General features: G+C 64.9%; 10 protein-coding genes. 4 read left to right on the forward strand and 6 right to left on the reverse strand.

All coding sequences use genetic code 11. The features are described 5' to 3' along the window. Positions 1–57: 57 nt before the first annotated feature. Together AC1VVM_RS18385 and AC1VVM_RS18390 are read right to left on the reverse strand one after the other, a co-directional pair. On the reverse strand, positions 58–1389 hold the full coding sequence (locus tag AC1VVM_RS18385; protein ID WP_482957031.1) for a sensor histidine kinase: 1332 nt from the start codon (positions 1387–1389) through the stop codon (positions 58–60). Further along, entirely contained in the window at positions 1382–2056 is a 675-nt protein-coding gene (locus AC1VVM_RS18390) for a response regulator transcription factor (protein WP_132386079.1), read from the reverse strand. The genes AC1VVM_RS18385 and AC1VVM_RS18390 overlap by 8 nt, the downstream gene beginning before the upstream one ends. Before the next feature lie 150 nt (positions 2057–2206). On the opposite strand from AC1VVM_RS18390, the gene AC1VVM_RS18395 reads away from it, so the two are divergent. The 4 genes from AC1VVM_RS18395 to AC1VVM_RS18410 are packed head-to-tail and all read left to right on the forward strand — an operon-like array spanning position 2207 to position 8634. Then, a complete protein-coding gene (locus AC1VVM_RS18395; RefSeq protein ID WP_482957032.1) occupies positions 2207–3199 on the forward strand; it encodes a YncE family protein in 993 nt (330 codons plus the stop codon). A gap of 10 nt (positions 3200–3209) precedes the next feature. Continuing rightward, entirely contained in the window at positions 3210–4550 is a 1341-nt protein-coding gene (locus tag AC1VVM_RS18400; protein ID WP_482957033.1) for a TolC family protein, read from the forward strand. After that, the gene (locus AC1VVM_RS18405) at positions 4547–5581 is read left to right on the forward strand and encodes an efflux RND transporter periplasmic adaptor subunit (RefSeq protein ID WP_482957034.1); all 1035 of its coding nucleotides are present in this window, start codon (positions 4547–4549) and stop codon (positions 5579–5581) included. Before AC1VVM_RS18400 ends, AC1VVM_RS18405 begins: the two co-directional genes overlap by 4 nt. Continuing rightward, entirely contained in the window at positions 5578–8634 is a 3057-nt protein-coding gene (locus AC1VVM_RS18410) for an efflux RND transporter permease subunit (protein WP_482957035.1), read from the forward strand. The genes AC1VVM_RS18405 and AC1VVM_RS18410 overlap by 4 nt, the downstream gene beginning before the upstream one ends. Here the strand turns inward: AC1VVM_RS18410 and AC1VVM_RS18415 are convergent. The 4 genes from AC1VVM_RS18415 to AC1VVM_RS18430 form a co-directional block, all read right to left on the reverse strand. Further along, a complete protein-coding gene (locus AC1VVM_RS18415; RefSeq protein ID WP_207904653.1) occupies positions 8607–9287 on the reverse strand; it encodes a VIT1/CCC1 transporter family protein in 681 nt (226 codons plus the stop codon). The genes AC1VVM_RS18410 and AC1VVM_RS18415 overlap by 28 nt on opposite strands. 106 nt (positions 9288–9393) lie before the next feature. Continuing rightward, positions 9394–10848, reverse strand: a complete 1455-nt coding sequence (locus tag AC1VVM_RS18420; protein ID WP_482957036.1) for a GntP family permease — start codon at positions 10846–10848, stop codon at positions 9394–9396. Continuing rightward, positions 10841–11887, reverse strand: a complete 1047-nt coding sequence (locus AC1VVM_RS18425) for a patatin-like phospholipase family protein (protein WP_482905247.1) — start codon at positions 11885–11887, stop codon at positions 10841–10843. Before AC1VVM_RS18425 ends, AC1VVM_RS18420 begins: the two co-directional genes overlap by 8 nt. A 427-nt stretch (positions 11888–12314) precedes the next feature. Beyond that, positions 12315–12482, reverse strand: a complete 168-nt coding sequence (locus AC1VVM_RS18430) for a hypothetical protein (protein ID WP_482905248.1) — start codon at positions 12480–12482, stop codon at positions 12315–12317. Positions 12483–12727: the final 245 nt, after the last annotated feature.

Raw genomic sequence — 12727 nt, forward strand, 5'->3', positions numbered from 1 at the left:
CGTTCGGGGGCGCTGCCGTGGGCTTTGCTTACGCGGCGTTCCCGAATGCACGGCTCCTCAGGAGTTGCGGGTTACTCGAGGCAGTGTGAGAGTAACCCGCAGGCCGCCGGGTTCGCTCCCGATGGCGATGTCTCCGCCATGCGCCGCCGCAACCGCCGCGACAAGACTGAGCCCCAGGCCATTGCCCGGCGTCGTTCGGCTCGCCTCGCTGCGGAAGAAGCGTTGGGTAAGGCGGGTTCGGTCGGCGGGCGATACGCCCGGTCCGTCGTCCGCGACGATGAGCCGGGCTTGCCCTTCGCTCGCCTCCAGTGTCAGCGTGATCCGTGTGCCTGGCGGGGTATGGACGATCGCATTGTCGAGCAGATTGGCGAGTGCCTGCGCCAGCAGTTCGCGATCGCCGAGAACCGAGACGCCCGGTACCGAGCGGGTGTTCAGGCTGCGGCCGCTGTCGATCACGGCGGGCAGGAAGCTCTCACCGACATCCTCGGCAAGCGCGGACAGGTCGACCGGGGCGAAGCCGTGGGCCAGCCCGCCGCCCTCCACTTCGGTGATGCGCAGGATCGCGGAGAACAGCTTGAGCAGTTCGTCTCCCTGTTCGACCGCTCTAGCCGCCGCGCCTTCGACGGTGCCGACCTGTTCGAGCTGGTTGCGCAAGCGCAGCAAGGGCGTGCGCAGGTCATGTGCAACGTCGCTCGAAACTTGCCGCAGATTGTCCATCAACCCGGCGATGCGGTCGAGCATCGTGTTGAGCGCGAGGGCCACCTCGTCAAACTCGTCGCGGTGCGTGCCCACTGGGACGCGCTGGTCAAGATTGCCGCCAACGATCCCGCGCGCGGTGCTGCTTATGGCGCCAAGCCGGCGGCGCAGATAGCTGCCGAGCACCAGCGCGCCCGCGACCCCGATGACAAGAACCACAAGGAAGGCGGCGCCGAACAGCATCAGGATCGTCGCGTTTATATCCTCCACCGTCTCGGAATCGATGGCGACGACCAGACGGTTGCCGTCGGGCAGTTGGACCGTCTTGGCGCGCGCGGTGTCGCGCCCCTCTTGCGGATCGCGGAAGATGATCATGCCGAAGCCCGGCTCCGGTCGCACCGTGTCGAGCGCGCCGGCGATGCGCCGTCCTTGCGGGTCGAACAGGGCGTAACCGAAGGAATCGGTGGCTTTGGCTGTCTCGCGTTCCCGGACTTCGGCAATAAGGCTGCCGCCGGCGGCTTCGTGGAGCAGCGCGGTCACTTCATCGGAAATCGCGCGGTCGCGCGCGCGACGGAATTCGGCGTCCGCGGCGAAATAGACCGCGATGCCGAGCAGCAGGATCGCCAGTGCGAACGCGGCCGAATAGATAAAGGCGATGCGGTACGCGGCGCTGCGACGGGGCTGCTCAGCCATCGGGGCGCATCCGGTATCCTGCCCCGCGCACGGTTTCGATAGGATCGTCGGCAAAACCCTCGCGCAGTTTGGTGCGCAGGCGGCTGAGATGGCTTTCGACGATGTTGGTCTGCGGATCGAAGTGAAAACCCCACACCAGTTCGAGGAACATGGTGCGCGTGACGATGCGTCCGGCATGGCGCATCAACTGTTCGAGCAAGGCGAATTCGCGTGGCTGAAGGTGGATCGTCCGGCCGCTGCGTGTCACTTCACGGCGCAATATGTCGAGCGTCATGTCGCCCACTTCGTACCGCGTCACCACGTCCACCGGTACCCGGCGCATCAGCGCGTTGATCCGCGCCGCTAATTCGGCAAGCGCAAAGGGCTTCACGAGATAGTCGTCGGCACCCGCGTCCAGCCCGGCAACGCGGTCGGCGATGCCGCCCAGCGCGGTCAGGACCAGAACCGGCACGCGCACCGATGCCGCGCGCAGCCGTCGCAGCACTTCGAGCCCTTCCAGTCCGGGCAGCATGCGATCGAGAATGACCAGGTCGAACGCCGTGGTCGTGGCCGCGCGAACAGCGCCATCGCCGGTTGATACGCGCGTTGTTGCATGGCCCAGTTCATCAAGGCCGCGCTCAATGAAACCGGCGGTTTCGTCGTCGTCTTCTGCGAGGAGGATATGCATCCGGCCGGTCGGTTCCCTGAGATTGGCTTGCCGCGCAAATCGTTAATGCTGGATCGGCGCTATACCGCATTGTATTTTCCCAATGTATGGTTCGGTGACTGGCGCTGACGACACGAACAGAGCAGATGCACCTCAACGAGGAGAAGTGCAATGCGCCTGACTATCGCTTTACTTGCCGCTTTGCTGACCACCGCCGCCGCGCCTGCTGCGCCCGCGCCCCAATATCGACTGGACGGAGCAATTGCCGGCCCCGACGGTCCTTGGGACTACGCGCGCGTCGATTCCGCGGCGCACCGGCTCTATGTGGCACGCGGTGGGGCTGTGACGGTTGCCGATCTGGCATCCGGCGGCAGCGCAATTTCCATTGGCGAAGTGCAGCGCGGACACGCCGTTCTGCCGCTGGCGGACGGTCGGTTGCTGGTCACGAGCGGCACGGACGGTACGGTTCGCTTTCTCAATGCCGCCGATGGCCGTGAATTAGCCAAAGTGCCTGTCGGAAAGAAGCCCGACGCGGCCATTCTGGATGCGGATGGCACGCATGCTTTCGTGATGAATTCCGACAGTGGCTCGGTCTCTGTCCTCGACACCACAGCGATGCGTGTGTTGCGGACAATCCCGGTCAAGCCGGCACTCGAATATGCGGCCACCGATGGCGCCACGCTGTTCATTAATGACGAGGATCTGGGCGAGATCGAGACGGTCGATCTGGCGCACGGCGTGGCCGGAAAAGCCATCGCGATGCCGGGCTGCGAAGGGCCGACCGGCCTTGCACTCGATAGCAAGCACGGGCGGCTGATTTCGGCCTGTGCCAATGGCAAGGCGGCGATTGTCGACGCCAAGGCGCGCAAGCTGGTGGCGCTGGTCGATATCGGGCAGGGTCCCGATGCGGTGATCCTCGATGCGGCGCGCGGGCTTGCCTTCGTACCCTGCGGGAAGGACGGGGTGCTCGATATCGTCTCGCTCGAGAGCTTCACCCGTGTCGGCCGCGTGAAGACCGAAGTCGGCGCGCGGACCGGTGCGCTCGATCCGGAAACGGGCAATATCTACCTGCCGACCGCGCGGTTTGCCTCGCCCGCGCAGGCTGGTGGCCGTCCGGCAGCGGTGCCGGGGTCGTTCCATATCCTCGTCGTTCGACCGGCCTGACCGCGCGCCCGTGACTCGTCTGCTCCCCTTGCTTGCGATCGGAATGCTTGCCGGTTGCGCCAGCTACCAACCTGCGCCGTTATCACTGGCCGGGCAGGTGCTGGCGCCACCGGATGCGGCCGTACTGACGCGGGACGCGCAGGCGATCGACCGGCCGTTTCTGGCACCGCAAGCCATCGATCTCGGCGCGCCGCTGACGCCCAATGCGCTGGCGGTGATCGCCGTGCTTGAGAATCCCGACCTAAAGGCCCAGCGCGCCGGAACCGGTGTGACGGATGCACAGGCCTTTGCCGCCCGGCTGCTCCCGGATCCGAGTTTTCAGGGCAATTTCGACAAACTCCTGTCGGGGCCGGACATCTTCAACGGCTTCGGCGCGCAACTGGGGCTCGATCTTAACCAGTTGCGCACGGCCCGCGTCGCGCGCGAAGCGGGTGAGCAAAGCAAGCGGCAGGTGCGCCTCTATCTGGCCTGGGCCGAATGGAACACGGCCGGGCAGGCGCGGCTGCTGGGGGTGCGGGTTCAGGCCCTGACCCGGCAACTCGCCATCGCGCAGGAAAGTGCCGCAGCCGCGGAGCGCTTGTTTGCCTCGACCCAACGTGCCGCCGGTCGCGGCGACGTTTCGGGCGGAGATCTCGACGCCCGTCGTCAGGCGCTTGTCGACGCTACCGACAAGGCCCGTTCCGCCGAACGCGACCTTGCCACGGCCCAGTCCGATCTCAACCAGTTGCTGGGCCTGCCGCCCGGGACAGTGCTTCAGCTCGCGCCGCCCGCTTTGGCGCCGGTGCCGCCGTCTTCGGAGACTTTGGTCGCGCAGGCGCTCGACCGCCGGCTCGATCTTCAGGCCTTGCGGGCCGGTTACGGCGTAGCCGAAGCCGATCTGCACAAGGCCGTGCTCGAACAGTTTCCCAACTTGTCGCTGACACTGGCCGGCGCGCGCGACACGGCCAACAACTATACCGCCGGGCCCGCGATCGGCTTCACGTTGCCGCTGTGGAACCGCAATCGCGGCAATATCGCGATTGCCAAGGCGACGCGCGAGCAGCTTCGCGCGGAATATGATGCGCGGCTGTTCCAGACGCGTGCCGAAATCGACGCGGCGGTTCAGGGGCTGGCATTGCTGCGCCGTCAACGCGAAGCGCTTGTTGCCGAGATGCCCGCGTTTGAGCGCCATGCCGAAGCGTCGGAGCGCGCCATGAAACGGGGTGACCTCGCGCTCGCCACGGCCGAAACGACTGGGCAGGCGCTGCGCGACCGCCGCCTCGCGCTTCTCCAACTCGATCAACAGATCGCAGAGCAGACCATCGCTCTTGAATTGCTTTCGGGTGGTCTCAGCGAAGGATGGACCCGATGAAGGCATGTATTCCGCTCCTTTCATGCCTGCTGCTCGCCGGTTGCGGAAGCGGTGGCGACGGAGCCGATGGAGCCACGCCCGAGCCAGTCGCGCTAGTGCGTACGGCACCCGCCGAGAGCGGTACGTCGAGCGATGAGGTCACCATCTTTGGCGCGACCGAGGCGAGCCCCGGCAGCATTCAGGCGCTGGTCGTGCCCGCAGAGGCAATCGTGGCGCGGGTCGTTTCGCCGACCGGAACCGCCGTTGCCGCAGGTCAGGAAATCGCCACGCTAAAGGCAAGTCCGGCCACGCGGCTTGAGATCGCCAAGGCGGCCAGCGATGTCGCCGCGGCGCAGGCCGCCTACCAGCGCGCGGTGCGCCTGCGCGCCGATGGCCTTGCCAGCGATGCCGACGTCGAGACCGCCCGTGCCGCTGCCCAGACAGCGAGCGCGACCCGGGCCAATCTCGGCCTTGCCGGTAACGGCCTTGCCTTGCGCGCACCGATTGCGGGGACGGTGCAGGGCCTCACGGCCAGACCCGGGGACCAACTTGCCGCAGGTACCGTCCTTGCGACTATAGCCGCGCCCGGCGATCTGCGCGCGCGTTTCGGCGTCGATCCGGCGCTGGCCCAACGTATCCGGCCGGGTCAGGAGATCCGCATAGAGCCCGTTGGGGGAGGGGCCTCGGTTGCCGCGAGCGTCGTCGGCGTCGATATGCAGGTCGATCCCGCCACGCGGCTTGCGGGGCTGTTCGTCTGCCTGCCCAAGGGACTGGCGCCGGCCGCCGGCGTGCCGCTACGCGCGACCCTGTCGGCCGGAGCCGCGATCACCGGCATTACCATTCCTTATGCCGCTTTGCTCGACGATGGTGGGCGCAGCTATATCTTCGTCGTGCAGGGTGGGATCGCCAAGGCACGCGACGTTCTTCCCGGCAGCTCGGTCGGGGATCGCATTCGCATCCTCAAGGGCCTGCAAGCGGGTGAACGGGTCGTGACGGAGGGCGGAACCGCACTTGAGGATGACATGAAGGTGCGCGAGGGCAGCCCCAAGTGAGCGGCATTCTCTCGCGCCACCGGCGATCGATCTGGCTGAGCGTATTTCTGGTCACCCTTGCCGGACTGGTCGCCGCAACGCGCCTTCCGGTAACGCTGTTCCCACACATCGACTATCCGCGCGTCGTCGTCGCCATCGACGCGGGCGAGCGCGATGCTGGGCAGATGGCAGCCGATATCACGCGCCCCGCCGAAATTGCGCTGCGCGAGATTCCCGGCGTCACCCAGATCCGTTCGACGACCAGTCGGGGCTCGGCCGAGATCGCGCTTGGCTTCGGATGGGGCGATGACATGGCGGCCGCCACGCTCGCGGCGCAGGGCGCATTGGCGACGATCCTGCCCGATTTGCCGGCGGGCACGCGCTTCAGCGTGCGCCGTTCGGACCCGACGATCTTTCCTGTCCTCGGCCTTTCGCTGACGTCGACCAAGCGCGACGGTGTCGCGCTGGCGCAATTGGCGCAGCTCAAATTGCGGCCGCTGCTATCGACGGTGCCCGGCGTCGCGGGCGTCGACGTTGTCGGCGGATCCTCGCCCGAGATCGCGGTCGATGTCGATCCCGCGCGGCTTCGGGCGCTGGGACTGACGGTTTCGGACGTGGCGACGGCGCTTGGTAGCGCCAACAGTGTCGCCGCCGTCGGCCGGATCGAGGACCGTCACCGACTCTACCTCGCGCTTGTCGACAATCGGCTGACGGGCGAGGGCGATCTGGCCGCGATCCCGATCAAGGCTGGAGATACGGCCGGTGCTGGCGTTGCCACGCTCGGTCAGGTCGCGACGATCCGCCGCGCACCTGCGCCCGCCTGGACGCGGGTTACCTCGAACGGCACCGATGCCGTGCTGGTCAACATCCGCCAGACCCCGACCGCCGATGCCGTGAAGCTCGTTCGCGAAGTGGAAACGCGCCTCAACGGCGCCGCGCTGCCTGCGGACGTGAAGATCAGCTTCTTCTACGACCAGTCCGAACTGGTGACCGGCGCCGCGAATGCGGTGCGCGATGCGATCCTGCTGGGCGCGATCCTTGCCGGACTGGTGCTGTTCCTGTTCCTGCGAAGCTGGCGACTGATGGTGATTACCGCCTCGCTGCTCCCCGCCGTGTTGGCCGCGACCTGTCTGGCGCTGCTGGCGCTGGGCATGAGCTTTAACATGATGACGTTGGGGGGCATGGCGGCGGCGGTCGGTTTGGTAGTCGACGACGCGGTTGTGATGCTTGAGCATCTGATGCGCCGGTTGCAGGAAGCCGGTGAGGAGCACGAGCGCCCCTCGATGCTCGCTGCCGCGCGCGAAATGGCACGGCCGCTGTTCGGATCGACCATGGCAACGATCGTCGTGTTCCTGCCGCTTGCCTTCATTTCCGGCGTGACGGGGGGCTTTTTCAAGGCGCTGGCCGTGACGATGACCTCTGCGTTGGTCGTGTCGTTGCTCTACGCACGCTTCGTGCTTCCGCTCGTTGCCGAACGCTGGCTGACCCGCAAGGATGCCGAGGCTGCCGACAAGGCTGATCGCTTCACCGAAGTGATCGGGCGGCGGTATCATCAGCTTGCAGGGCGAGCCTTCCAGCGGCCCATGCTGGTTGCCGGCGTGGGCGCGGCGATCCTCGCGGCGGCGGGATTCCTGGCCTGGAGCCACCTCGAATCCGGCTTCATGCCGGTGATGGACGAGGGCGGCTTCATCCTCGACTATCGGGCGAAACCGGGCGCCGCGCTGCACGATACCGATCGGCTGTTGCGTCAGGTCGAGACGATCATCCGCGAGACGCCCGAAGTGTCGAGCTATTCGCGCCGTACTGGCGTCCAACTGGGCGGCGGCCTCACCGAGGCGGACGAGGGCGATTTCTTCATTCGCCTCAAGGGAGGATCGCGCCGCGACATCGAAGCGGTGATGGCCGATATCCGGGAGAAAGTGCAGACGCGCGTTCCGGGGCTTGAGATCGAGACGGCGCAATTGATGGAAGACCTGATCGGAGACCTCACAGCGGTCCCGCAGCCCATCGAGGTCAAGCTGTTCGGCGACGACCCGGCACAGTTGGAGGCGAGCGCCGAAAAAGTGGTCACCGCGCTCGGCAAGATCGACGGCGTAGTCGAGGTGGCAAGCGGGCTGCGGGTCGCGGGCGATGCGATCATCATCAAGGTCGACCGCGCGGCTGCGGCCATGGCGGGCCTCGATCCCGCAGTGGTGGCCGGGCAAGTGGAATCGCAAGTGGGCGGCACTATCGCCACCCGAATACTGGCGGGCGAACAAGTGATCGATGTGCGCGTTCGGCTGCCGCAGGAACTGCGCCAGCGTGCGGACGCTCTCGGTGCGCTCACGCTGCGTGCGCCGGATGGCCGTACAGTGCCGCTTCGCTCCATTGCCGCGATCAGCATCGCCGCCGGACAGCGGCAGATCACGCGCGAGGATCTGGCGCCGTTCATTCCGGTTACCGCGCGGCTTGAGGGCAAGGATCTCGGCACGGGCATGAGCGAAGTCCAGGCCGCAGTGGCCGCGTTGCGCCTGCCCGCCGGCGTGCGCGTCGATTACGGCGGGCTTTACGCCCAGCAGCAGCAGAGCTTTTCGGATCTGACCACGGTCTTCGTTGCCGCTTTGCTGCTCTCGGCCCTCTTGCTGACTTTACTGTTCGAGCGCTGGGCCTTTACCGCCGCCGTGATCGGAACGGTGCTGCTATCGACCGCGGCCGTGTTCGTGGGGCTGTGGCTGACGGGCACAGAACTCGACATCTCGGCGCTGATGGGGCTGACGATGGTGATCGGCATGATTACGGAACTGGCGATCTTCTATCTGGCCGAACTGGTTCCGGACGCCCCGGTCGATGCCGCTGCCTTGCTGGAAGCGGGCCGGGCGCGGCTACGGCCGATCGTGATGTCGGCGCTGATCGCGATACTGACCTTGCTGCCGCTGGCTTCGGGGCTGGGGCGCGGTTCTGGCCTGCAACGTCCGCTGGCGACGGCCATCATCGCGGGGCTTGGGATCGGAGCGCCGCTGGTGCTGACGCTGCTGCCCACTCTGCTACTGCTATTCGGCGGCAAGCGTCAGAAGGCGATTTCTCCCACGGCGTAGCTGATGGCGATAGTCCCGACACCGACCACGAGCGTACGGATGACGTTGCGGGAGACATCCATGTCTCCCACCCGCGCGCCGATGAATGAAATAAACGTGAGCGATACGAGGGCCGCCACGAAAATCACTTCGGCTTCGATGTCGACTGGCAGGAAGAAGGTCATGACGAGCGGGATGGCGGCGCCCAGAAAGTAGGCGATGGCAGCCGATACGCCGGTCAGTACGACTTCGGCCTGTGAGGTCAGCTTGAGGATGCCGTGCTCGCTTTCCATCGCCGTTTTCAAGGGCGAGCGTACGATCAGCTCGCTGGCAACCCTGACCGCGAGATCCTGGCTCAGCCCTTTTTTGCGGTAATATTCGACGATTTCGGCTTCCTGGACGCTCTTCTGCTTCTGGAGTTCGGCTATTTCCACTTCCAGTGCATTGAGCTGCGCTTCCCGTTCGGAAGCGGCCTCCGACCACTCCGCGCCTCCGGCGGCGAGCACCCCGGCGACAGTTGCGGCAGTGGCGGCCAACATCAAGGTCCTGTCGCCCGCTCCCGCGCCGGTGAAGCCAAGCAGGATACCGGCCGTTGCGATGATGCCGTCCCGCGCGGCAAGGCTCCACGTGCGCCGGGATTTACGATCCTGGAGATACTGGCGCAGCTCGGACACCAGAACCTTTCGCTTCACGATCCGCTCCTGTGCGGTGAAACTCTCCGTGGCGGGAGCATCGCACAGTGGCGGGCCGATTGTCGAGTAATCGCAGGGGGCTAATCGCTTAGAAGGAGCCGAAAAATCCGCCTAGAGCAATGACCACCACCAGTGCGATCAGCGAGCCGATGATGCCCACTTCGGCGATGAGCCGGTAGCTTTCGCGGTGGTTGGTTCCGCACAGGGAAAGCAGCGTGATGACGGCGCCGTTATGGGGCAGAATGTCAAGCGTGCCCGCGCCGATCGTGGCGACGCGGTGCATCAGGGCCGGATCGATGCCGCTCTGCCGGGCGATGTCCATGTACGTTGAGCCAAGGGCCTCGAGCGCGATCGTCAGTCCGCCGGACGCCGATCCGGTCAGGGCGGCGAGCAGGTTGGTCGCTACCGCCAGCGTCACCAGAGGGCCGCCGTTGAGGCCCAGCACCCATTCGCGGACAACGATGAAGGCGGGGAGCGTCGCAATCACCGCGCCGAAACCGACAAGGCTGGCTACGCTCATGGCGGGCAGCACGGCCGCATTCATGCCGCTGTCGATCGCGCCGCGCAGATTGGTGAGCCGCGTCCGGTTCAGCGCCACCACGGTCACCGTCGCCAATATTAGCGCTGCCAGTACGGACCATAGGCCCGCTACCGCGCCGAGCGTCGTCTGGCCCCACTCGTGCCGGGCCAGAAACGTGGCTTCGCGGCCCCGGAACACGACAAGCGACAGGATGAGGTTGGTGCAGACCATCACCGCGAACGGGATAAGGGCAATGGCGAACGACGGTTGGCTGGCGGCGGCCACGGGATGTTGGGCCTCGGAAGGGTCGAAGCTGGAGGCCGTAATCGTATGTTCGCGCATCTTTGCGGTATCGGGCGTGGACAAGCGCGCCTGCCCGTGGCCTTCGCCGCTGCCCACCGCGACGGACTTGGCACGCTGAAGCCATGTCAGCCCTATTCCTAGCATCAATGCCGAGGCGATGATGCCAAGCCCAGGCGCGGCGAATGCCGTCGTGCCGAAAAACGGCATGGGGATCGCGTTCTGGATGGCGGGCGTTCCCGGAAGAGCCGTCATCGTGAAAGTGGATGTGCCAAGGATGATCGTTGCCGGAACCAGTCGGCGCGGAATGTCCGCCGCCTTGAACATGGCTTGTGCCATCGGCACCAGCACGAAGAATGCAACGAACAGGCTGACTCCCCCGTAAGTCAGCAGCGCGCCGGCAAGGACCACGGCCAGAATGGCCCGGTCGGGCCCCAGTCGGGCCGACATGAATTCGGCAATCGTATTGACCGAGCCGCTATCGTTCATGAGCTTTGCGAAAGTCGCACCAAGCAGGAAGAGCGGCAGGAACTGGCCCAAAAAGCCGGCGGCACTGCCCATGAAAACTTGGGTCCAGCTTGCCAGCAGGGGGAACCCGGAAAATGCCGCAGCCAGAAGGGCGCAGGCAGGCGCGAGGAACAGGACGCTCCACCCGCGAAAGGCGAACAGCATCAAGGTGCCCAGGCCCACGATGATGCCGACAAAACTCAGCGCTTCAGACACTGTCGAGCAACTCGCTGATGTCGAACGAGGATCGCTTGCCGATGGCATTGCCGTGTTCGGCCAGGAACGTGTTCGCCTCGGCCCGGCCAATGTCTCGCAAATGCAGGAGAAACGCCCATTCGGCATTGAGCTTGGAGGAATATCCCAGATCCAGCATGGCATCGCTGGCGATCCGGTGGATGCGCATATGCGCCCATTTCGCGCCTTCGCCGGTCGCCCCTTCCACGTTTGCGGCGGAGACCTGATGCAGCAGGGCCATCATCCGCAATTCCTTGAGAAGCACCGCGTTGAAGGAAACCTCGTTGAGGCGGTTCGCGATTTCACTGGCCGTGCAGGGGGTTCCGGGCCGCTTCACCGGATTTACCTGAACAATGATCGTGTCTTCGGAATCGCAGTCCCGCACGAGCGGGGTCAGTGTGGGATTGCCGGAATAGCCGCCATCCCAATAGGGCTCGCCATCGATTTCCACCGCGTGAAACATTGTCGGCAGGCAGGCCGAGGCAAGCAGAACCTCGGGCGTCAGTTCGCTATTGCGGAACACGCGCCCCCGCCCGGTCTGGACATTCGTTGCGGTGATGAACAGCTTGATCGGACTCTCGTTCAGAGTGTCGAAGCAAATGCTGTCTGCGAGAATGTCCCGCAGCGGATTATAGCCCTGCGGATTGAGGTAATAGGGCGAAACCACCCGCGCCATGATGTCCATCGACTGGAAGATCGGCGAGTAATCGAGTGACCACCGGCCCAGTAGCATATCCAGGAGACTGCGCTTGAGCGGGCTGAGCCGGGCCGCCTCGGACACCTGACGCCAGAACTTCTCCAGCGCTTCACGGGCACCCTCGGCACCTTGCGTGATATATCCGTGCGCGAGCACGGCGGCATTCATGGCGCCTGCCGACGTGCCGGAAATCCCGTCGATCCGGAGCCATGGCTCTTCCAGCAACCGGTCCAGTACACCCCATGTAAACGCGCCATGGGCTCCGCCGCCCTGAAGCGCGAGGTCAACGAGTTTGGGTTCTCTGCTGCGCGGAGGGATACTCACGCAGGATCACGTCCAGCATCGCGCGGCGATACCTTCGTGAAAAATGAGATGGATAGGTGTGATTCCTCAAGCCGCGGTCGAGGTGCGAATGGTGCCAGGATTTGCGGCGGAAATTGCACTACAATCAGCATCGGCATTCCATCCTTATCTTCGTGAAGAGACAGGCGTGGATGTGTGAAATTGTTGCGATGCAATAAGAGTTGTTCGCGCGGTGGATGTCAATCGATATCGGCGGGGTCGACGCAAGCGCGCCGATGACATCAGAGCGCAAGGTCTGGGAAGGCGCGCCTTGTATTGCGCAGCAGACCAAACCATTTGTCGGGGCCGCGCTGTTGGCTGCGATCCCACATTAGCCAGCAGTTCCGGAACCCGTCGCCGAGCGACGGTTCAAAATATCGGAATAGGAATGCTGCCGGTCGGAGACTGCTTAGGCAGCCAGCGGCAGGTTTTCCGAAACGGCAGCGGTTTCGACTTCGACCGCAGCAGGCGTTGCAGTTGCGGCAGGAGCGGACTGCTTGGTCAGGCCGGACATGTGGCGTTCGGCAACAACGACATCACGACGTGAAGCGAAATAGAGCGAGAGCAGCGAAAACATGGACACCTCGACAAATATGCTGCGTTGCAGCGTCGATGACCATTTGGCCCTCCCCCCCGGTTGACGCAAATGCAAGCTGATCCACCGCTATTGCGTAATTTGCAATTGTGTCGATCGGTCTAACGAATTGTCCACCGGGCGGTGGACACCCGCCGAAGAGCGATCTCATACATAGCCGCCGTTTTCGTGGTTAAATCTCGGATTTTGCGATATTATCGCCGGGTTGACGATCTACCGGCGGATAT

The organism is Novosphingobium sp. BL-S-33, from assembly GCF_056857025.1.

Bases quoted from the DNA above. Each gene is read 5' to 3' on its own strand.
- AC1VVM_RS18385 (WP_482957031.1), bottom strand. From the start codon at position 1,389: ATGGCTGAGCAGCCCCGTCGCAGCGCCGCGTACCGCATCGCCTTTATC.
- AC1VVM_RS18390 (WP_132386079.1), bottom strand. From the start codon at position 2,056: ATGCATATCCTCCTCGCAGAAGACGACGACGAAACCGCCGGTTTCATT.
- AC1VVM_RS18395 (WP_482957032.1), top strand. From the start codon at position 2,207: ATGCGCCTGACTATCGCTTTACTTGCCGCTTTGCTGACCACCGCCGCC.
- AC1VVM_RS18405 (WP_482957034.1), top strand. From the start codon at position 4,547: ATGAAGGCATGTATTCCGCTCCTTTCATGCCTGCTGCTCGCCGGTTGC.
- AC1VVM_RS18430 (WP_482905248.1), bottom strand. From the start codon at position 12,482: ATGTTTTCGCTGCTCTCGCTCTATTTCGCTTCACGTCGTGATGTCGTT.